A 20,495-nucleotide genomic window follows, 5' to 3' on the forward strand; every position below is an offset into this window, starting at 1 on the left:
AGCCGGTTCCCATCTGGATAACCGCATAAAAAAACGCCGCCGACCTGAAGAGGTCGGCGGCGTTTGGTTTTACCTGCCTATATAAGCAGGGCGCTCCATCAGTTGCGGCTGATGGCCGAACGTGGCGCTACCGGCTGGTTGTCGTTGGAAATGGTCACTTCCACACGACGGTTCATGGCACGACCGGAAACGCTGCCGTTATCGGCCACCGGATACTCCTTGCCGTAACCCTGGCTGACGATACGCGCCGGATCGACGCCCATGCGGATCAGGGCCATCTGCACCGAGCCGGCACGGCGCTCGGACAGGGACTGGTTGTAGGAGTCGCTGCCGGTGCTGTCGGTGTAGCCTTCGACGATCACCTTGCGGTCCGGGTTCTGCTGGAGGAATTGCGCCAGCTTGTTGATGTTCACCAGGCCGCTGGACTTCAGGTCGGACTTGTTGGTGGCGAACAGCACGTCACCAAAGGTCACCAGGGTGCCGCGATCGGTCTGCTTGGCGTTGAGGCTGTCCTGCAGTTGCTTGATCTGCGCGTCACGGGCTTCGAGGATGGCGCGGGCACGCTGGTCGCCGGCGTCCTTGAGCTTGGCTTCGGCGGTGCGCAGGGCAATGGTTTCCTTGGCCACTTCAACCCGCTGGTTGGTCAGATAGGCCAGTTGATCGACCTTCTTCTCGTCTTCCTTGTTCAGGTAGGCCTTGTCGGCCTTGTCCATCCAGTCGGCGGCGTCCTTGGTTTCCAGGGCCGCGACCTTGCTTGCCTGCGGGTTGGCTTGCAGGCCGGAGAAGTTGGTCCGGGCGTTTTCCAGGTTGGCGTTAGGCGGGGTGGAGCAGGCCGCCAGGGCTACGCTCATGGCCAACAGGGCAGGGATCATCACTTGTTTGCGCATAATGGTTCGTCCTTTCAATCAAATACGAGTACGTGGGAATCGGCGGCGGCTTACTGCACGCTGCGCATACCTTCCTGACGCAGTTCCTGAACGCCTTTCTGCGAATCTTTCAGCGCCTGTTCGGCTTTGGCGGCCTGGGCCTTGCGTTCGGCGACACGGGCATCCCACTCGGCTTGTTCAGCCAGGCGACGGGCTTCGTCGTACTTCTTGTCGTGCATGGCAATCTCGGCTTGCTTGAGCTTGTCCTGGGCCGACTTCATTTCCACGGCGGCGAATTCGGTGCCGCCTGCGCTCACTGCGCTGTTGACCGCAGATTGCGTGACCGCGTACTGCTCGGAAGGCGGGTTACCGGCACAACCGGCCAGTACCATGCTGCTACCGAGGGCCAGCGCGGCCAGTTTCAGCCCGCGCAGAGAGGTGAACGAGGATTTGGCAGTGCTGATCTTCATGGTCTTCAACTCCATTGGGTAACTCCTGAAAAACATCAATATCCATCCCGGTCCTGGCGCCGTGACGCTGAGTGACGGGCGCTGATGGCAAAATTTGAAACGGCCGTTCCAGTGATGGCTACTGGGTGTGACCCGAGGCTTTTTTGAATAGTTCAGAGAAAGATGGCGATTGGCCGGAAAAAAACTGACGACTCGGACAAGGCTCTAAATCGGGAACTTTTGCCGTGCAGCGGGGTATCCCCGGCCCTGTTCAGGGCCGGGGACGATGAAGTTCAACGGGAGTTGGAGAGGGCGCCGACTCAGTGTTTGGGCTTGTCGGACTGGCTGGCCATGAGCTGCAGATGCTGGCGTGACAGGGCCAGGAAACGCGGGGTCGGACCGATATCCTCGTAGAGCGGATCGCCTTCCTCGTCGGTGGCCACCACCTGCCGACCCTGAATGTAGGGGAAGCTGGCTTCCAGCTCTTCCAGGGCGGCGCCGATCAGTTCGCCGAGCAGTTCCTCGGTCTGGCGTTTGGGGTACATCTCGGAGAGGGCGGCCAGGCGGGCGGCGGCTTCCACGTCCAGGTGAATCCTGTAGGCGGTTTTGCTCAGGCGCCCCTTGGCGTTTTCTTCCCAATGTTGTGCCAGTTCACGGATTTTCATGTTGACCTCGATGAACGCCTGCTTGTGGCAGGTTGGGTTGAGTAACCGGCCGGAGCCGGTGCGTGGCCCTTGTGCGGCCTACCCTTGAGACTAGTCCCATCGGCCAGGGTTGGCCCGGGGTGAGGTTGCACGCTTGCTAAGGCAGGCGTGCAAGCGGCACTCTTGAGCCTTCCGTGCCGCCTTGAGTCTGCTGGAGAACACCTCGATGACCGATATTGATGCGCGCTTGCGCGAAGACGTTCACCTCTTGGGAGAACTGTTGGGCAATACCATCCGTGATCAGTACGGGGAGGCTTTCCTCGACAAGATCGAGCAGATTCGCAAGGGCGCCAAGGCCGATCGACGGGGCTCGCCCGGGGTCGAATTGAGTGCCAGCCTCGACCAGTTGAGCGAGGACGAACTGCTTCCGGTGGCCAGGGCCTTCAACCAGTTCCTCAACCTGGCGAACATTGCCGAGCAGTATCAGTTGATCCACCGCCGCGACGAGTCGCAGCCGGCGCCATTCGAGGCCCGGGTACTACCGGAGCTGCTGGCCCGGCTGCGGGCTGCAGGGCATTCTGCCGATGCTCTGGCCCGGCAGTTGGGGCGCCTGGAGATCGAGCTGGTGCTCACCGCTCACCCCACCGAAGTGGCGCGCCGCACCCTGATTCAGAAATACGATGCCATCGCCGGGCAACTGGCGGCCCAGGACCATCGCGATTTCACCAGCGCCGAGCGCGGGCAGATCCAGGAACGCCTGCAGCGCTTGATTGCCGAAGCCTGGCACACCGAGGAAATCCGCCGTACTCGGCCGACGCCGGTGGATGAGGCCAAATGGGGTTTCGCGGTGATCGAGCACTCCTTGTGGCAGGCCATTCCCAACTACCTGCGCAAGGCCGACAAGGCATTGTTCGAGGCTACCGGGCTGCACCTGCCGTTGGAATCGGCACCGATCCGCTTCGCTTCGTGGATGGGCGGCGACCGGGACGGCAACCCCAATGTCACTGCCAGCGTGACCCGGGAGGTACTGTTGCTGGCGCGCTGGATGGCTGCCGACCTGTACTTGCGGGACGTCGATCACCTGGCCGCCGAACTGTCCATGCAACAGGCCAATGCGGCCTTGCTGGCCAGGGCCGGGGACAGTGCCGAGCCGTATCGGGCGTTGCTCAAGCAATTGCGCGAGCGTCTGCGGGCCACCCGTAACTGGGCGCACGCGGCGCTTGGCGCTCCGGTGCCGGCGGGGGCCGAGGTATTGCAGAACAACCGCGACCTGCTGGAGCCGCTGCAGCTGTGCTACCAGTCGCTGCATGAATGCGGGATGGGGGTGATCGCCGATGGCCCATTGCTCGATTGCTTGCGGCGGGCGGTGACGTTCGGCCTGTTCCTGGTGCGTCTCGATGTGCGTCAGGACTCCAGTCGGCACACCTCGGCCATGACCGAGATCACCGACTATCTGGGCCTGGGCCGCTATGAGGACTGGAGCGAGGAAGATCGCATCAGCTTCCTGATGCGCGAGCTGAGCAGTCGCCGTCCCTTGCTGCCGGGTTATTTCAAACCCTCGGCTGACACGGCGGAGGTGCTTGCTACCTGTCGCGAGATCGCCGTCGCCCCGGCGGCTTCCTTGGGTTCCTACGTGATTTCCATGGCGGGCGCGGCCTCCGATGTACTGGCGGTGCAGTTGCTGCTCAAGGAGTCTGGGGTGCTGCGGCCGATGCGTGTGGTGCCGTTGTTCGAAACCCTGGCGGACCTGGACAACGCCGGGCCGGTGATGGAAAAACTGCTGCACATGCCGGGCTATCGCTCACGCCTGCAAGGGCCTCAGGAAGTGATGATCGGTTATTCCGACTCGGCCAAGGATGCCGGGACCACTGCTGCGGCCTGGGCGCAATATCGGGCGCAGGAACGGCTGGTGGATATCTGCCGTGAGCAACAGGTGGAGCTGCTGTTGTTCCATGGTCGCGGCGGTACTGTGGGTCGCGGCGGCGGTCCGGCCCACGCGGCGATTCTGTCGCAGCCTCCGGGGTCGGTGGCGGGGCGCTTCCGCACCACCGAGCAGGGGGAAATGATCCGTTTCAAATTCGGCCTGCCGGATATTGCCGAGCAGAACCTCAACCTCTATCTGGCTGCGGTACTGGAAGCCACCTTGCTGCCGCCGCCGCCTCCGGAGCCAGCCTGGCGTCATCTGATGGACGAGCTGGCCAGCGACGGGGTCCAGGCCTATCGCGCGGTGGTGCGGGACAACCCGCAGTTTGTCGAGTACTTCCGCCAGTCCACCCCGGAGCAGGAGCTGGGACGCCTGCCCCTGGGCAGTCGGCCGGCCAAGCGCCGGGCGGGTGGGATTGAAAGCCTGCGGGCTATCCCATGGATCTTCGGCTGGACTCAGACCCGCCTGATGCTGCCGGCGTGGCTCGGTTGGGAAGCGGCCTTGAGCAAGGCGCTGGCCCGAGGCGAGGGTGAGTTGCTGGGGCAGATGCGTGAGCAATGGCCGTTTTTCCGCACTCGCATCGACATGCTGGAGATGGTCCTGGCCAAGGCCGATGCCGATATTGCCCGTTCTTATGACGAGCGCCTGGTGGAAGCGGAACTGCTGCCATTGGGTGCGCATTTACGCGACCTATTGTCGCAGGCCTGCGCGGTGGTCCTGGGCCTGACCGGGCAGTCGCAACTGCTGGCCCACAGCCCCGACACCCTGGAGTTCATCCGCCTGCGCAATACCTACCTCGACCCGCTGCATCTGTTGCAGGCGGAGTTGCTGGCGCGCTCGCGCAAACAGGAGGCGCCGCAAGGAAGCCCCCTGGAACAGGCGCTGCTGGTCTCCGTAGCGGGTATCGCCGCCGGTTTGCGCAATACCGGCTGAGGTTGCAGAGGGCTGTCGGCCTGCTTTGGCACGGCCCTGATCGGGACAATCCCAAGGTGTCGCTCAGATTCATCTGGCGACACTTTGTTATGGGGTTGCGACTTGTTCTACCGTGCCGATGGGGCACAAAAGGGCCGGGTTCCTCCGACTTTCGACTGCTTGTGTGCGCTGTGTCGGCTGTGTATCTTGATCAGCCTTTGGCCGTTTGGGCGGCCACTATCCTATTTTTGAGATTGGCCCCACGAGGCGAATCCGAGCGTTTCTAAATAAAAAATTGAGGAGCACATCGATGCGCGTAATTCTGCTGGGAGCTCCCGGGGCCGGTAAAGGTACTCAGGCAAAGTTCATCACCGAAAAGTTCGGCATTCCACAGATCTCCACCGGCGACATGCTGCGTGCTGCGGTCAAGGCCGGCACTGAGCTGGGCCTGAAGGCCAAGAGCGTGATGGACAGCGGTGGCCTGGTGTCCGATGACCTGATCATCAACCTGGTCAAGGAACGCATCAGCCAGGCCGACTGCGTTAATGGCTTCCTGTTCGACGGCTTCCCGCGCACCATTCCTCAGGCCGAAGCGTTGGTCAAAGCCGGTGTTGAGCTGGACAACGTAGTAGAAATCGCTGTTGACGACGAAGAGATCGTCCAGCGTATTGCCGGCCGCCGGGTGCACGAAGCTTCGGGCCGGGTCTACCACACCGTTTACAACCCGCCGAAGATTGCCGGCAAGGACGACATCACCGGTGAAGACCTGGTGCAGCGCAAGGACGACACCGAAGAAACCGTGCGTCATCGCCTGTCGGTCTATCACTCCCAGACCAAGCCGCTGGTGGAGTTCTACCAGCAACTGGCCGCGGCTCAAGGCAAACCGAAGTACAGCCATATCCCTGGCGTGGGTTCGGTGGAAGTGATCACCGCCAAGGTGCTCGAAGCCCTGAGCTGAGTTGCCTGATCGTTTGATCGTTCAACGGCCCGCTTGCGGGCCGTTGCTGTTTATAATGCGTCACTTTTTTCAATGCCAATGGAACCCCCGATGAGCACCTTGCTGGCCCTGGACACCGCGACTGAAGCTTGCTCCGTTGCTTTGCTGCATGACGGCAAGGTTACGAGCCATTACGAGGTGATTCCCCGCCTGCATGCGCAGAAGCTGTTGCCGATGATCCAGGAGCTGCTGGCCAATGCCGGCACTACCTTGCAGGCGGTGGATGCGATTGCCTTTGGCCGTGGCCCCGGCGCTTTCACCGGCGTGCGGATCGCCATTGGCGTGGTGCAGGGGCTGGCCTTCGCCCTGGAGCGTCCGGTGCTGCCGGTGTCCAACCTGGCGGTGCTGGCCCAGCGCGCCTTGCGTGAGCACGGTGCGACCCAGGTGGCCTCGGCCATCGATGCGCGCATGGATGAAGTCTATTGGGGCTGCTACCGGGAAACGGCTGGCGAGATGCGTCTGGTGGGCGCCGAAGCGGTGCTGCCGCCGGAAGTCGCGGCCTTGCCGGAAGGGGCCAGCGGCGACTGGTTCGGCGCGGGCACCGGCTGGGGTTATGGCGAGCGCATCGCGGTCCCTCTCAGTGGTCAGGACGCGGGCATGCTGCCCCACGCCGAAGACCTGCTGACCCTGGCGAAATTTGCCTGGGAGCGGGGCGAAGCGATAGTTGCCGACGACGCACAACCGGTCTATCTGCGCGACAAGGTGGCCACGCCCAAAGCCCGTTGAGGGTTGTCCAAGTGTTTGCGGGGGTTCAGATTTTTTCGGTGTAAACCGGCCAATCGTCTGGTTTTCGGAGTCGATTCTGCTCGGGTTTAAACCTTTTGGCTTTTCTGTGTTCTAGTTATCACTTGGGCATTTGCTAAGTCGAAGCGGTGCCGCTAAATTGCCATCATTGACCCCGGGCTTTTCAGTATGCGCATAGACGGCATCTCCTCTCAGTCCTACCCCATCAAGCGCAAGCCTCGTAAAGGCCTGGCGCTGGTAGACGAGTCTCTGGACGATGACGACGCCATTGAAGTCCAGTCCGAACCTTCGACTCAAAGCCGTTCCCAGGCATCTGCCCCCCGCACCGGTAATCTCCCCGCCCGTCCTCAGGACATGATCTTTCAGCGCGCGATGAAAAAGAGCGTGGCCAATGCCCTGGCCAGCTACCTGACCACCGCCGGGTTTGTCGATTGGGATCTGGAAGTGGTGGGGCTCGACCTGTACATCTGATGCTGCCTTATTTCCTGGGTTGTCCTTCCTGGAGCGAAAACGCCTGGCGTGAGTACCTGTACCCGGAGGATGCGCGACCCACTGATTTCCTTGGCCTGTACTCCCAGGTCTTCAATGCCGTTGAAGGCAACACCACCTTCTATGCACGGCCCGCGCCCGGCACTGTGCAGCGCTGGGCCCAGATCATGCCCGAGCACTTTCGTTTCACCGCCAAGTTTCCCGGTGACATCAGCCACGGTGGTGACCTGCGCGAACAACTGAGCGCTGCCCAGACCTTTATCCAGTTGCTCAGCCCCCTGGGGGAACGTGTGTCGCCCCTGTGGCTGCAATTGCCGGCCAGCTTCGCCCCGCAGCGTCTGGTGGAATTGGCGGGCTTTATCGAGGGCCTGGAGCGGCCGCTGGCGGTGGAGGTCCGGCATCCGGAGTTCTTTGCCAAAGGCGATGCGGAGCGCATGCTCAACCGACTGTTGCGTGAGCGTGGCGTCGAGCGTATCTGCCTTGATCCACGGGCCTTGTTCAGTTGCACGTCCACTGCTCCCGCGGTGCTGCACGCCCAGTCGAAAAAGCCCAAGGTGCCGCCGCGACCTGCGGCGTTCACCCAGTTTCCGCAAGTGCGCTTCATCGGTCATCCGGAGCTTGAGGCCAACGATCCATTTCTCGTGCCCTGGATCGACAAGGTCGCCGGCTGGATCGAAGAGGGGCGTACCCCTTATGTCTTCCTGCATACCTCGGACAACCGACTGGCCGCTGAACTGGCTCGCCGTTTTCATGGCCAGCTGATGCAACGTTTGCCTGGCTTGCCCGCGTTGCCTGAGTTATACAGAGAGCCCGCCGCGGAGCAGCTCGGCTTGCTCTGAGGCGTCTTCATTGCCTTCTTCTGGAGCGAGCAAATGGACGCGCAAACCCTTCGAGCCAATGCCTTCAAGGCCCTGCATGAACGTGCCGGCGCCTTTGTCATACCCAACCCCTGGGATGCCGGTTCCGCGAAGATGCTGGCCGGTCTCGGGTTCGAGGCCCTGGCCACCACCAGCGCCGGTTATGCCTTCTCCCTGGGGCGTCCGGATGCCGAGGGCGCCGTCAGCCTGGAAGACACCCTGGACAATGTGCGGGTCATAGTCGGTGCCAGCAGCCTGCCGGTGGCGGTGGACTTGGAAAACGGTTTTTCCGACAGTCCTGAAGGTTGCGCCCAAGCCCTGTTGTTGGCGGCAGCCAGTGGGGTGGTTGGAGGCTCGATCGAGGACGCCAGCGGTCGCGCCGACGACCCTATCTATGACTTCAACCTGGCGGTGGAGCGTATCGAGGCTTGTGCTGCCGCCGTGCGCAGCTTGCCATTCCCCTTCATCCTGACTGCCCGGGCGGAGAATCTGCTCCACGGTCGTGATGATCTGCCGGACACCATTCGCCGCTTGCAGGCCTTTGCCGAAGCCGGTGCCGATGTACTCTATGCTCCGGCCCTGCGCAGCGCCGAGGAGATTGTGCAGGTGGTACGGGCTGTGGCGCCCAAGCCGGTGAACGTGCTGATGTCTGGTGGCCTCAACCTGAGCGTGGCGCAACTGGCGGAGCTGGGGGTCAAGCGCATCAGTGTCGGTTCGGCCCTGGCCCGGGCCGCCTACGGTGCTTTCTACCGGGCTGCGGAGGATATCCGCGAGCATGGTCGCTTTGATTTTGCCGATCGTGCGATGCCGTTTCGGCAGATCAATCAATTGTTCAGACAGCCATAAAGCGGGACATTCTGTGCGGGTGGTGAGAATTCTGGGCGTCCTGTTGTTGCTGGGCGCCTTGTTGTTGATCGGTATACGCCTGGGCTGGGTGCCGCTGGCGGATGCCTGGAACCCTTGGGCGCCGCTGGATGTAAGGGCCAAGCCGAATCTGTTGACCCGCTTCAAGCTGGCGCGGCTGCGGGACGATCCGCAGCTGTGCGACGAGGTGCTTGGCCGCTCTGGCCTGCGCACCAGTCGCCAGCCCGACAGTCGTGGTGATGTGGCCTGCCCATTGAGCAATACCTTGCGCGTGCAAGGTGGTGATGTCGCCTTGAGCAGCAGCTTCCTTGCCAGTTGCCCACTGGCGGTGGCCTTTGCCCTTTATGAGCGCCACGGGCTGCAGCCCGCGGCACAGGCGGTGTATGGGCAGCGCGTGGCGCGGGTCGATCATCTGGGCAGTTTTGCCTGCCGCAACATGTACAGTCGTGAGAATGGTGCTCGCAGTCAGCACGCCAGTGCCAACGCCCTGGACATTGCCGGTTTTCGACTGGCGGACGGGCGCAGCATCAGTGTGCTCAAGGATTGGCCGAAGGACAGCGATGCGGGACGTTTTTTGCGGCTGGCCCGGGACGGTGCCTGCGATGCATTCAATGTGGTGCTGGGGCCGGATTATAACAGCGCCCATCGCAACCATTTTCATCTGGATGTAGGGCCTTGGTGGATATGTCGCTGAGGAGCCGGCTCAGGCGGCGATGCGCAGGTTCTGCAGAATCAGTGGACGTGCCCAGCCGATGTCGAAGTCCATCTGCCGCTGTTGCTCGATAAGCTCCTGCGGCGGGAACGGTTCGGCCGGTTTATCCAGCAGGTCCAGTTCGAATTCGGCGATGGGCAGGTGCAGCGGACGTGGTTCCGGCGCCGGGCCGGGGGCCGGCAGCGGCAGACCGGCATTGAGCACGATCGGGCGGACCCAGCCACTCTCAAAGTCCTGCTGACGTTGCTGGGCAACGATTTCTTCCGGCGGGAAGGGCGGAGCCGGCTTGTCCAGCAGTTCCATTTCGAATTCGGCGATCGGCAGGAACAGCGGTTCAGGGGGACGAATCTCGGTGTCCTGAATATCGCAATGGCGCTGGTTGACGATCTGCGTCAGTACATCGGTGCCGCCAACCGGTTCCACGGGACCATCGATGGCCACGGCGGGCAGCCCGTCAACGCTCGTGCCTTCTCCCTGTTGCTCGGCCAGGGCCTGGGCAAAGAAGTCCTGCCACAGATGGCTGACGCCGCTCAGTGCCTGGGAGTTGCGTAGGCCATAGTCGCCGTGGCGAGAGATATAACCTATCGATGTGCGTTGAATGTCTGACATTGCTCTCGGTCGACGCTGAGCTCTGGCAAAATGGCCGATAGTTCTGTTATCGGCAGTTTTTGCCGATCATTAATTTTTTGAGTGTGTTTTCAGATGAATGAGCAACCCGCGGCCTGCCGCATCAAAGTCGAGGCCCTGGACGCTGGATTCGCGCCGCAGGCTCAGCAATGGGCACAACGCCTGGGACTGCCGTTGCAGATCGACGAGGCCGAGTTTGCCCTGCAGGTGGGTGAGCAGGGGCTGCAATTGCAGCAACTGGGCGCCGATGCACCAGGACCGGTGCGGGTGGACTTTGTTGAAGGCGGAGCGGCCCACCGGCGGCTGTACGGTGGTGGCAGCGGGCAGATGATTGCCAAGGCGGTGGGCGTTGCTCAGGGCGTGCGGCCACGGGTGCTGGATGCCACGGCAGGCTTGGGCAAGGACGGGTTTGTCCTGGCTACCCTCGGCTGTGAGATGAGTCTGATCGAGCGCCAGCCATTGATTGGTGCGCTGCTGGAGGACGGGTTGGCCCGGGGGGCGCTGGACGCCGAGGTGGCGCCTATCGTTGCCCGCATGCGCTTGCTCAAGGGCAACTCTATCGAGCTGATGCGCAACTGGGAGGGCGAGCCGCCTCAGGTGATCTACCTCGATCCGATGTTTCCCCATCGGGAGAAAAGCGCCTTGGTGAAAAAGGAAATGCGTCTGTTCCGGCCGTTGGTGGGGGACGACAATGACGCTCCGGCACTGCTGGCCGCAGCCCTGGCCCTGGCCAGCCATCGAGTGGTGGTCAAGCGCCCGCGCAAGGCACCGTGCATTGAAGGGCCGAAGCCAAGCCATGGACTGGAAGGCAAATCCAGTCGCTACGATATCTACCCGAAGAAGGCCCTCAAGGCCTGAACCCGATGTAGGCGCCGGCTTGCTGGCAAAAGCGGTTTCAGGGGCGGGCTCCTGGTTGGAGGAGCCGGCTTGCCGGCGAAGGCGATCTCAAGCCTCTTCGCTGGCAAGCCAGCTCCTACACCAGCCTGCTCCCGCACATGCCGGTTTCTATGGCCGGTAGGCGCGCATGAACAGATCCACCACTTCTTGCACGTGCTCTTCCGCAGCGGGGCCTCTCAAGGGCTCGCCGCAACCATAGAGCAGGCGGAAGTTCGCCCCGCCCTTGAGCATGCAGAAGAAATGCTCGGCGGCATTGCGCGGCTTGTCGATGTGCAAGGTGCCCAACTGATTGATTCGCCCCAGCAGCCGTTCCATACCCTGCAGTACGCGTTCGGGGCCGGCCTCAATGAACATTTGCGAGAGCTTGGGATCCTGATTGCCCAGGGCCATGATCAAGCGATGCAGGTTCACCGACTCGTCGCTGTTGATCAGCTGATGAAAGCCTCGTGCGATGTTCAACAGGACGCCTCGCACCGGTGTGTCGGGCGTCAGTTCGTAGATCAGCGTGGGCAGCTGCTCTTCGCACTTGGCCACCACGGCGGCGGTGAACAGGGTCTCTTTGTCGTTGAAATGGCTATAGACCGTGAGTTTTGAAACGCCGGCTTCGGCGGCGACCGCATCCATGCTGGTACTGGCGTAGCCATTGCTCAGAAACAGGTTTTTCGCTGCTTCGAGAATGGCCTGGCGCTTGGCCAGATCCTTGGGCCTGCCTGGCCCAACGTTTGCGGAGTGATTGTCGGACATTTTTTCGCTGTTAATACTGGACTGGTGAGTTTGCTATTAATAACATACCGGCCAGTATAATTATTCCAAGCACCATTAGCGAAAGGTCGCCGCCATGTTCCGCTATGCCTTGCCAGTCAGCCTGGCTTTTTTTCTGTCTGCTTGTGGGCACGAAGAGCCCGTTCAAATTGGCGTCCGACCGGCCATGGTGGTCCAGCCAGAGCCTTCGGCGCGGGTTTCGGACAGTTATCCGGGCGAGGTGCGAGCCCGCTACGAACCCGACCTGGCGTTTCGTATCGGTGGCAAGGTCAGTCGACGACTGGTGGAAGAGGGCGAGCGGGTCAAGGCCAATCAGCCCCTGGCCGAACTCGATCCCCAGGATGTTCGCCTGCAACTGGAGGCCACTCGGGCCCAGGTCACGGCGGCCACTGCCAACCTCAATCTGGTGCGCGCCGAGCGTGATCGCTACAAGACCCTGCTGGAGCGGCAGATGGTCAGCCATTCCCAATACGACAACGCCGAAAACCTCTACCGTGCTGGTGAAGCACGCCTGAAGCAGATCAAGGCCGAGTTCGACGTGGCCAACAACCAGGCCGGTTATGCCGTGCTGCGTGCCCCGCAGGATGGCGTGGTAGCCAAGCGCGCAGTGGAAGTGGGGCAAGTGGTGGCGGCCGGGCAGACGGTCTTTACCCTGGCCACTGACGGTGAGCGTGAGGTGCTGATCAGCTTCCCCGAGCAGAACTACGGTCGCTTCAAGGTCGGCCAGCCAGTCTCGGTGGAACTCTGGACCCAGCCGGGCCAACGTTTCGACGGGCGCATCCGCGAGCTGTCCCCGGCTGCTGATCCCAAGTCCCGGACCTTTGCCGCACGCATTGCCTTCAGTGCCGGCGAGGTTCCGGCGGAGTTGGGCCAGAGCGCCAGGGTGTTCATCCAGAGCGCTGATGCGCTGTCGCTGTCGGTGCCGTTGTCGGCGCTGACTGCCGAAGGGGGCGCGACCTACGTTTGGCGAGTCGATGCCAACAACACCTTGCACAAGACGCCGGTACGGGTCGGTGCCTTCGGTGAGAAGACAGTGCCGGTGCTCGAAGGTTTGAGCGCCAGCGATTGGGTGGTGGCAGCCGGGGTGCATGTGCTCCATGAGGGTTTGCAGGTGCGCCCGGTGGATCGCTCCAACCGTGTGGTCAATCTGGCGGTCAAGGAGTAGTCCCCGATGGGTTTCAACCTTTCTGCATGGGCGTTGCGCAATCGCCAGATCGTCCTGTTCCTGATGTTGTTGCTGGCCATTGTCGGTGCGCTGTCCTACACCAAGTTGGGCCAGAGCGAAGACCCGCCTTTCACCTTCAAGGCCATGGTGATCCGCACCAACTGGCCGGGGGCCACGGCCCAGGAAGTGTCGCGCCAGGTCACCGAGCGCATTGAAAAGAAACTCATGGAAACCGGCGAGTACGATCGCATCGTTTCCTTCTCCCGCCCCGGGGAATCCCAGGTGACCTTCATTGCCCGGGATTCGATGCACTCCAACGAGATTCCCGAACTCTGGTATCAGGTTCGCAAGAAGATCAGTGACATTCGCCAGTCCCTGCCGCCGGGCATCCAGGGACCCTTCTTCAACGATGAATTCGGTACGACCTTCGGCAATATCTATGCGCTGACAGGGCAGGGCTTCGACTACGCCGTGCTCAAGGACTATGCCGACCGTATCCAGATCCAGCTGCAGCGGGTCAAGGACGTGGGCAAGGTCGATCTGCTGGGCCTGCAGGACGAAAAGATCTGGATCGAGCTATCCAACGTCAAGCTGGCAACCCTGGGCCTGCCCCTGGCAGCGGTGCAAAAGGCGCTGGAGGAGCAGAACGCGGTGTCCACTGCGGGGTTCTTCGAGACCCCCAGCGAGCGGGTGCAATTGCGGGTATCCGGCAACTTCCAGACGGTGGAGCAGATCCGCAATTTCCCGATCCGGGTCGCCGATCGCACCTTCCGCATCGGTGATGTGGCGGATGTGCGTCGCGGCTTCAATGATCCACCGGCACCGCGCATGCGTTTCATGGGGGAAGACGCCATCGGCCTGGCCGTGGCGATGAAGGACGGCGGCGACATCCTGGTGTTGGGCAAGGCCCTGGAAGGCGAGTTCTCCCGCCTGCAGAAAAGCCTGCCGGCGGGGATGGAGTTGCGCAAGGTGTCCGATCAGCCGGCGGCGGTGAAAACCGGGGTCGGCGAGTTTGTCCGGGTGCTGGCCGAGGCCCTGATCATTGTCCTGCTGGTGAGTTTCTTCTCCCTGGGTGTGCGCACCGGCATGGTGGTGGCCCTGGCGATTCCCTTGGTGCTGGCGATCACGTTCGCCACCATGTACTACCTGGGGATAGGCCTGCACAAGATTTCCCTGGGCGCGCTGGTGCTGGCGTTGGGGCTGTTGGTGGATGACGCGATCATTGCGGTGGAGATGATGGCGATCAAGATGGAGCAGGGGTTCGACCGGATCAAGGCCGCCAGCTTTGCCTGGACCAGTACCGCCTTTCCCATGCTCACCGGCACCCTGATTACCGCAGCGGGCTTTTTGCCGATTGCCACGGCCCAGTCCGGCACCGGCGAGTACACCCGCTCGATCTTCCAGGTGGTGACCATTGCCCTGGTGGCGTCGTGGATTGCCGCCGTGGTCTTCGTTCCCTACCTGGGGGAAAAGCTCCTGCCGGACCTGGCCAAGATCCACGCCGCCAAGCACGGCGCCGAGTCCAATCCCCACGGCACGCCTTTCTACCAGCGCGTGCGCCGGGTGGTGGGCTGGTGCGTGGAGCGGCGCAAGACCGTGATCGTCCTGACCATCCTGGCGTTCGTCGGTTCGGTGATGCTGTTCCGTTTTGTCCCGCAGCAGTTCTTCCCGGCCTCGGGCCGCCTGGAATTGATGGTCGACCTGAAACTGGCCGAAGGTGCTTCCCTGAGCAACACCGCCGATGAGGTCAAGCGCCTGGAGGCGATGCTCAAGGACCACCCAGGCATCGACAACTACGTGGCTTACGTGGGGACCGGTTCGCCGCGTTTCTATCTGCCGCTGGACCAGCAACTGCCGGCCACCAGCTTTGCCCAGTTCGTGGTGCTGGCCAAGACCATCGAGGAGCGGGAGAGCCTGCGCAGTTGGCTGATCGCGACCCTCAATGAACAGTTCCCGGCCTTGCGCTCTCGGGTCACGCGCCTGGAGAACGGTCCGCCAGTGGGTTACCCGGTGCAGTTCCGGGTCACAGGCGAGCACATCGAGGAGGTTCGCGCCCTGGCGCGCAAGGTGGCGGCCAAGGTGCGGGAGAACCCCCATGTGGTCAACGTTCACCTGGACTGGGAGGAGCCGAGCAAGGTGGTCTACCTGAATATCGATCAGGACCGGGCTCGGGCGCTGGGTGTCAGCACCGCCAACCTGTCGAAGTTCCTGCAGAGCTCGCTGATCGGTTCCACCGTCAGCCAGTACCGTGAGGACAACGAACTGATCGAGATTCTCCTGCGCGGAACCCAGCAGGAGCGCACTGAGCTGGCCTTGCTGCCAAGCCTGGCAGTGCCCACCGACAACGGCCAGAGCGTGTCGCTGTCCCAGGTCGCGACCCTGGAGTACGGCTTCGAGGAAGGGGTGATCTGGCACCGCAATCGCCTGCCCAACGTCACTGTGCGTGCCGATATCTACGGCAAGGAACAACCGGCGACGTTGGTGCAGCAGATTCTGCCGACCCTGGAGCCGATCCGTGCCGAACTGCCGGACGGCTTCTTGCTGGAGGTGGGCGGCACTGTCGAGGATTCGGCCCGTGGCCAGAACTCGGTGAAGGCCGGCGTGCCGCTGTTCATCGTGGTAGTGCTGACCTTGCTGATGATTCAGCTGCGCAGTTTTTCGCGCACCGCCATGGTGTTCCTCACCGCGCCCCTGGGGCTGATCGGGGTCACCCTGTTCCTACTGGTGTTCCGCCAGCCCTTCGGCTTTGTGGCCATGCTCGGCACCATTGCCCTGTCCGGGATGATCATGCGCAACTCGGTGATCCTGGTGGACCAGATCGAACAGGACATCAAGGCTGGCCTGCGTCCCTGGGATGCGATCATCGAAGCCACTGTGCGGCGTTTCCGTCCCATCGTGCTGACTGCCCTGGCAGCGGTACTGGCGATGATTCCGCTGTCGCGCAGTGTGTTCTTCGGGCCGATGGCGGTGGCCATCATGGGCGGCCTGATTATTGCCACGGTCTTGACCCTGCTGTTTCTGCCAGCGCTGTATGCGGCCTGGTTCCGGGTCAGGAAGGACTGATCCGGGCAACTCGCAAGGCATCAACCTGGGCCGGGTAGAGATTACCCGGCCTGGTTTTTCCGCAGTGCAGGTTTTCCAGCAATTGGGTAGCGTGCTCTTCGAACATCTGTTGCCTGGGACTTAGGGGGAGCAGGCCTGGAGCGCAAGGTCGTCAATGGACAGCAGGCCGCAGGGGGCGCCATGGCCGGACCGCCAGCTCTGGCATTTCATCCGGGGGCTGCCCCCTAGCCAGGGAGTCTGCCTTCAGTAGGAGCTGCGGGGCTTGCCCAAGAGTCAATGGGACCTGCACCGTCAGGGCAACCTGCTGTACTTTCGCCGACATTCGCGGCCTTGCCCGCTAAACAGTGGGCAAGGCCGTAGGGCGGATCAGAGGGTGCCGAAGACCTTCTTGGCCAGGCTGGTGGCCGCAGCGGCCGGGTTCTGGCGAATGGTTTCTTCCTGCTTGCCGATCATTTCGAACAGGCCATTGAGGGCTTGCTCGGTCACGTAGCTTTCGATGTTGGCGCTCTTGGCATCCAGCACACCCAGGGTCGCGGCCTGGCCGGCGAAGGAGTTGTACTGTTTGGCCAGGCCGACCTGATCGGTGGCTTGCTTGACGATAGGCAGGAACTTGGCGCGGATCTGTTCGCGGCTGCTCTTGTCCAGATACTGGGTGGCGGAGTCCTTGCCACCGGCGAGAATGCCCTTGGCGTCGGCCACGGTCATCTTCTTCACCGCGTCCACCAGCAGTGCCTGCGCTTGCGGCACGGCGGCCTCAGCGGCCTTGTTCATGCTGGTTTCCAGCTGATCGACCTGATCACCCATGCCGAACTGTTTCATTTTCTTCGCGACTTTGCCGAGGTTGCCCGGCAGTTCGATACGCACATCAGGGTTGTTGCTGAACCCGCCGGGTGTTCCCAGCTGTTTGACGGCGATCTGTGCGCCTTGGGTCAGGGCGTCCTTGAGACCACCGCTGGCGTCACCCTGGGACAGGTCGCTCAGGGACAGGGCCAGGGCACTGGCGGAGATCAGCAGGCCAGCGCACAGGCTGGTGAAACGGAGCGAGGTACGGAGCATGGCGGCTTCCTTGGGCAATGAAAATTAACGTACAGCGTCGACACGGAGTTTCAACGGCTGGGGATCTTTGCCGTCGAGGTTGACCCCGTTGTGTTCGGTGGTGATGAACATCAGCTTGCCGTCCAGTTCGATCCGCGCACTGACCGCGTAGCGGTGGCCGGGCTTGACCTGGGCCGGGTCGTAGCTGAGGTGGAAGGGCAGCGGCACCTGGCCTTTGACCGGGCCACTCTGCTCGGCCAGGACCACCGCCGGAGCGTCCGCCAGGGAGACGTCCTGCAGGCTCACGCTCAAGGTGGCGGCAGGCGGCAGGGCGATGCGTTGCAGATAGAAGACTTCGCCGTCGAGGCTGGCCTTGGCTGCGGGTTGCATGGCCTGGCAGGCTCCAAGCAGCGCAGTGGCTGCCAGCAGGGTGAGTTTTTTCATGACGGATCTCCGTATCGAGGGCGCCGCAGGTTCTGCGGCGCCGATAAGAATCTAGTCGCTTTGCGCCGGTGCCGCGAGCTGGTCGGCGGCATCTTCGCTGCGGTGCAGGGCGACCTGGCGGATCGACAGGCGAATCTCCGCCGGCAGCACCCGTTTGGCTGCGCCCTCGGCCAGTTCCCCCAGCAGTGGGTGGTAGCTCAGCTTGCCGGCTTCGTCGCGGCGCAGCACGCCTTGATCCAGCAGGGTCTGGATGAAGTGGCGGAACAGGCTCTTGTCGAAGAACTCCGGGGCATTGAGGCCATGCAGGATCGACAGGCGCTGGGCCATGACCGTGCACAGGTCTTCCAGTTCTTCGGCGCTGATACTGTTCTGGCCGCTGTTGAGCAACAGGGAAATGGCCATGTAGAAGCGCTGCAGGGTCTGGGCGATGCTCTTGGACAGCAGGGTCAGCAGGACAAAATGCCGCGAGCTGGGCGCCGGGCGCAGGTACAGGTCTTTCTCGAAGCGCAGCAGGCCCTGTTCGACGAAGGCCTCCAGCCATTGATCCACCACGCCGTCCAGTTCTTCCAGGGACCAGCGAATGAACAGCTCCGACTGCAGGTAGGGATACAGCGCGCGGGTGTAGCGCAGGATCTGTTCGCGGCTCATGCGCGACGAACTCTGGAAGAAGCTCGCCAGCAGTGCCGGCAGGGCGAAGATGTGCAGCACGTTGTTGCGGTAGTAGGTCATGAGGACGGCGTTCTGCTCGTCCAGGTAGAGGATCTTGCCCAGGGCGTCGTTCTGCTCGGCCAGCAGGTTCATGTCCTTGACGTGCTGGATCAGCGCCTGGCCGTCGCCTTCCGGCAAGGTGGTGTGGGGCGAGTAGGGCACGCGGCGCAACAGCGCCAGGTACAGGTCCAGGACTCGGGCCATGGCTCGGTCGTCCAGGGCCAGGCGGCTGGTGGACAGCAGGGCCAGGGCCACCAGGTTCACCGGGTTGATCGCCGCGGCTTCATTGAGGTGCTGGGCCACTCGCTCGCCCAGGCGGTTGGTGGTTTCGTTGAGCCAGGCCGGGCGGTATTGCGGGCCCAGCTCCTGGGTGCGCCAGTCCGGTTGTTCCTGGTCGAGGAATTCCGCCAGTTTGATCGGTTCGCCGAAGTTCACCGCCACCTGGCCAAAGCGCTGTTTGAGGGCGCCGATGACTTTGAAGATGTCGAAGATCGACTCCTTCTTCTTGCTCGCGCCGCGCAGTTCGCCCAGGTAGGTGCGGCCTTCCAGGACCCGCTCGTAGCCGATGTACACCGGCACGAAGACGATGGGCATGCGTGAGGAACGCAGGAAGCTGCGCAGGGTGATGGCCAGCATCCCGGTCTTGGGCTGCAGCATGCGCCCGGTGCGCGAGCGCCCGCCTTCGACGAAGTACTCCACCGGGAAACCCTTGGTGAACAGGGTGTGCAGGTACTCGTTGAACACCGAGGTATACAGCGGGTTGCCCTTGAAGGTGCGGCGCATGAAGAAGGCCCCGCCGCGGCGCAGCAGGCTGCCGATCACCGGCATGTTGAGGTTGATCCCGGCGGCGATGTGCGGCGGCGTCAGGCCGTTGCGAAACAGCAGGTAGGACAGCAGCAGGTAGTCGATATGGCTGCGGTGGCAGGGCACGTAGATCACTTCGTGACCCTGGGCGATTTTCTGTACGCCTTCGAGGTGGTTGACCTTGATCCCGTCGTAGATCTTGTTCCAGAACCAGCTCAGCACCACTTCCAGGAAGCGAATTGCAGTGTAGGTGTAGTCCGAGGCGATCTCATTGCCGTAGCGCAGGGCCTGGGCCTTGGCCTTTTCCGGGGAGATCTTCTCGCGCTCGGCCTCGTCGAGGATCGCCTGTTTCACCAGGGGCTGGTTGAGCAGGCCCTTGACCAGGTTGCGCCGGTGGGAAATGTCCGGGCCGATGACCGCGGCCTTGAGGTTGCGAAAGTGCACCCGCAGGATGCGCTGGGCCATGCGCACGGTGCGCTCGTGACCCTTGTTGTGCTCGATCAGTTCCCGCAGGTTGATCGGCGCGGAGAACTGCACCCGGGTCTTGCGCCCCAGGATCATGATGCTCAGCAGCCGGCGCAGGCGTCCGGTGACCGCCCAACTGTCGGCGAACAGCAGCTTCCAGGGGCTGGACTCGCTGTCCGGGGACTGGCCCCAGAACACGCTGACCGGAATGATCTGCGCATCTTCGGCAGCGTTCTGGGTCAGGGCGCTGACCAGTCGGGTCAGGGTTGGCGGTGCGCCGCGTTTGTCCTGGCGACCGAGCCAGTCGGGTTCCGGGGTCAGGTAGAAGAAGGCCGCGGGCTCCAGCAGGTTGCCCACCGACACCGGCAGTACCGGGCGTGGCAAGCCGGCCTTGGTGCATTCGGTATCGACCACGGCGAGGTCAGTCAGGGATGGGTTTTGCAGGACGTAGAACACCGGCCGGCTGCGGTCGAGGTCGAGGGTGAAGGACGACTGGTTGATGGTTTCCGAGCGCACCCAGAGGTACAGCAGGCGGCGCAAGGTGCCAAACACAAGACGACGGATCGGGGAGCGGGTCATACGGCTTCTGCGTGAGTGAATAAGAAATCAAAACCGAGCACCTGCTCGGGGCCGGTAGTGTGCCGGATTCGCCGAAAATCGGCAAAAAAGCACCCAAACAAGATTGAGTTGAGAGTTTTTACGCCTGTCATATACTCGGCCGACTCTCCCGCGGTCGTATTGCCTCCAGTCATAGAGAGGCAGCTCGAGGGAAAGTTCTCAAGGCAGGGTGGCAGTGCGCCCAGCCAATAATAAAAAAATGAGGTGTGGATTCATGACTACTCGTGAGACCGGCAACGTGAAGTGGTTCAACGACGCCAAGGGCTACGGCTTTATCCAGCGTGAAGGTGGGGCGGACGTGTTTGTCCATTACCGAGCGATCCGTGGCGAAGGCCACCGTTCGCTGACCGAAGGCCAGCAGGTGGAATATGCCGTGGTCGAAGGCCAGAAAGGTCTGCAAGCCGAAGACGTCGTCGGCCTGTAACCAACCCAGCAGGAGCTGGCTTGCC

At 62.5% G+C, this 20,495-nt stretch carries 19 protein-coding genes; 11 read left to right on the forward strand and 8 right to left on the reverse strand.

All coding sequences use genetic code 11. The annotated features are described in order from the left end of the window. Window positions 1-98: 98 nt before the first annotated feature. From DWF74_RS21670 to DWF74_RS21680, 3 genes are all read right to left on the reverse strand, one after another. Window positions 99-887 (reverse strand): OmpA family protein, encoded by a 789-nt coding sequence (locus tag DWF74_RS21670; RefSeq protein ID WP_102861338.1) that lies wholly within the window; start codon window positions 885-887, stop codon window positions 99-101. Window positions 888-937: 50 nt separating this feature from the next. Next, window positions 938-1,351 (reverse strand): DUF4398 domain-containing protein, encoded by a 414-nt coding sequence (locus DWF74_RS21675; RefSeq protein ID WP_016967758.1) that lies wholly within the window; start codon window positions 1,349-1,351, stop codon window positions 938-940. A gap of 284 nt (window positions 1,352-1,635) precedes the next feature. Further along, window positions 1,636-1,980, reverse strand: a complete 345-nt coding sequence (locus tag DWF74_RS21680) for a hypothetical protein (RefSeq protein ID WP_060837735.1) — start codon at window positions 1,978-1,980, stop codon at window positions 1,636-1,638. Window positions 1,981-2,185: 205 nt separating this feature from the next. On the opposite strand from DWF74_RS21680, the gene ppc reads away from it, so the two are divergent. From ppc to DWF74_RS21715, 7 genes are all read left to right on the forward strand, one after another. Continuing rightward, window positions 2,186-4,816 (forward strand): phosphoenolpyruvate carboxylase, encoded by a 2,631-nt coding sequence (ppc, locus tag DWF74_RS21685; RefSeq protein WP_115581688.1) that lies wholly within the window; start codon window positions 2,186-2,188, stop codon window positions 4,814-4,816. Window positions 4,817-5,105: 289 nt separating this feature from the next. Then, window positions 5,106-5,753 (forward strand): adenylate kinase, encoded by a 648-nt coding sequence (gene adk, locus DWF74_RS21690; RefSeq protein WP_102861340.1) that lies wholly within the window; start codon window positions 5,106-5,108, stop codon window positions 5,751-5,753. A gap of 90 nt (window positions 5,754-5,843) precedes the next feature. Beyond that, window positions 5,844-6,518, forward strand: coding sequence for a tRNA (adenosine(37)-N6)-threonylcarbamoyltransferase complex dimerization subunit type 1 TsaB (gene tsaB / locus DWF74_RS21695; protein ID WP_102878531.1), 675 nt, complete (start codon window positions 5,844-5,846; stop codon window positions 6,516-6,518). 186 nt (window positions 6,519-6,704) lie between these two features. Next, a complete protein-coding gene (locus DWF74_RS21700; protein WP_115581689.1) occupies window positions 6,705-7,007 on the forward strand; it encodes a hypothetical protein in 303 nt (100 codons plus the stop codon). Further along, a complete protein-coding gene (locus DWF74_RS21705) occupies window positions 7,004-7,864 on the forward strand; it encodes a DUF72 domain-containing protein (protein WP_115582472.1) in 861 nt (286 codons plus the stop codon). The genes DWF74_RS21700 and DWF74_RS21705 overlap by 4 nt, the downstream gene beginning before the upstream one ends. Window positions 7,865-7,897: 33 nt before the next feature. After that, complete coding sequence (locus DWF74_RS21710; RefSeq protein WP_115581690.1) at window positions 7,898-8,728, forward strand: isocitrate lyase/PEP mutase family protein; 831 nt, start codon at window positions 7,898-7,900, stop codon at window positions 8,726-8,728. 13 nt (window positions 8,729-8,741) lie between these two features. Beyond that, complete coding sequence (locus tag DWF74_RS21715; protein WP_102878534.1) at window positions 8,742-9,440, forward strand: extensin family protein; 699 nt, start codon at window positions 8,742-8,744, stop codon at window positions 9,438-9,440. 9 nt (window positions 9,441-9,449) lie between these two features. On the opposite strand, the gene DWF74_RS21720 is transcribed toward DWF74_RS21715, so the two are convergent. Further along, window positions 9,450-10,067 carry an energy transducer TonB gene (locus tag DWF74_RS21720; protein ID WP_115581691.1) on the reverse strand — a complete coding sequence of 206 codons (618 nt, stop codon included), beginning with the start codon at window positions 10,065-10,067 and terminating at the stop codon, window positions 9,450-9,452. A 93-nt stretch (window positions 10,068-10,160) separates the two neighbouring features. Here DWF74_RS21720 and DWF74_RS21725 point away from each other — a divergent pair, with 93 nt between their 5' ends. Further along, window positions 10,161-10,943, forward strand: coding sequence for a class I SAM-dependent methyltransferase (locus tag DWF74_RS21725; RefSeq protein ID WP_115581692.1), 783 nt, complete (start codon window positions 10,161-10,163; stop codon window positions 10,941-10,943). Window positions 10,944-11,090: 147 nt separating this feature from the next. Here DWF74_RS21725 and DWF74_RS21730 read toward each other — a convergent pair whose 3' ends face one another. Next, a complete protein-coding gene (locus DWF74_RS21730) occupies window positions 11,091-11,726 on the reverse strand; it encodes a TetR/AcrR family transcriptional regulator (RefSeq protein ID WP_102861347.1) in 636 nt (211 codons plus the stop codon). 94 nt (window positions 11,727-11,820) lie between these two features. On the opposite strand from DWF74_RS21730, the gene DWF74_RS21735 reads away from it, so the two are divergent. Together DWF74_RS21735 and DWF74_RS21740 are read left to right on the forward strand one after the other, a co-directional pair. After that, entirely contained in the window at window positions 11,821-12,909 is a 1,089-nt protein-coding gene (locus DWF74_RS21735; protein ID WP_102861348.1) for an efflux RND transporter periplasmic adaptor subunit, read from the forward strand. A 6-nt stretch (window positions 12,910-12,915) separates the two neighbouring features. Next, window positions 12,916-15,972 (forward strand): efflux RND transporter permease subunit, encoded by a 3,057-nt coding sequence (locus DWF74_RS21740; protein WP_110596471.1) that lies wholly within the window; start codon window positions 12,916-12,918, stop codon window positions 15,970-15,972. Window positions 15,973-16,338: 366 nt separating this feature from the next. Here the strand turns inward: DWF74_RS21740 and DWF74_RS21745 are convergent, their stop codons facing one another. From DWF74_RS21745 to plsB, 3 genes are read right to left on the reverse strand one after another with little or no spacing between them, the layout of a single operon-like run. Further along, a complete protein-coding gene (locus DWF74_RS21745) occupies window positions 16,339-17,028 on the reverse strand; it encodes a DUF4197 domain-containing protein (RefSeq protein ID WP_025127623.1) in 690 nt (229 codons plus the stop codon). Between the two features lie 24 nt (window positions 17,029-17,052). Further along, window positions 17,053-17,451, reverse strand: a complete 399-nt coding sequence (locus DWF74_RS21750) for a YbaY family lipoprotein (RefSeq protein WP_102861350.1) — start codon at window positions 17,449-17,451, stop codon at window positions 17,053-17,055. Between the two features lie 51 nt (window positions 17,452-17,502). Continuing rightward, entirely contained in the window at window positions 17,503-20,007 is a 2,505-nt protein-coding gene (plsB, locus tag DWF74_RS21755; RefSeq protein ID WP_102878541.1) for a glycerol-3-phosphate 1-O-acyltransferase PlsB, read from the reverse strand. A gap of 253 nt (window positions 20,008-20,260) precedes the next feature. On the opposite strand from plsB, the gene DWF74_RS21760 reads away from it, so the two are divergent. Next, window positions 20,261-20,470, forward strand: a complete 210-nt coding sequence (locus DWF74_RS21760; RefSeq protein ID WP_011059510.1) for a cold-shock protein — start codon at window positions 20,261-20,263, stop codon at window positions 20,468-20,470. Window positions 20,471-20,495: the final 25 nt, after the last annotated feature.

It is taken from the genome of Pseudomonas protegens (assembly GCF_003363755.1).
Taxonomy (GTDB): Bacteria; Pseudomonadota; Gammaproteobacteria; order Pseudomonadales; family Pseudomonadaceae; genus Aquipseudomonas; species Aquipseudomonas danubii.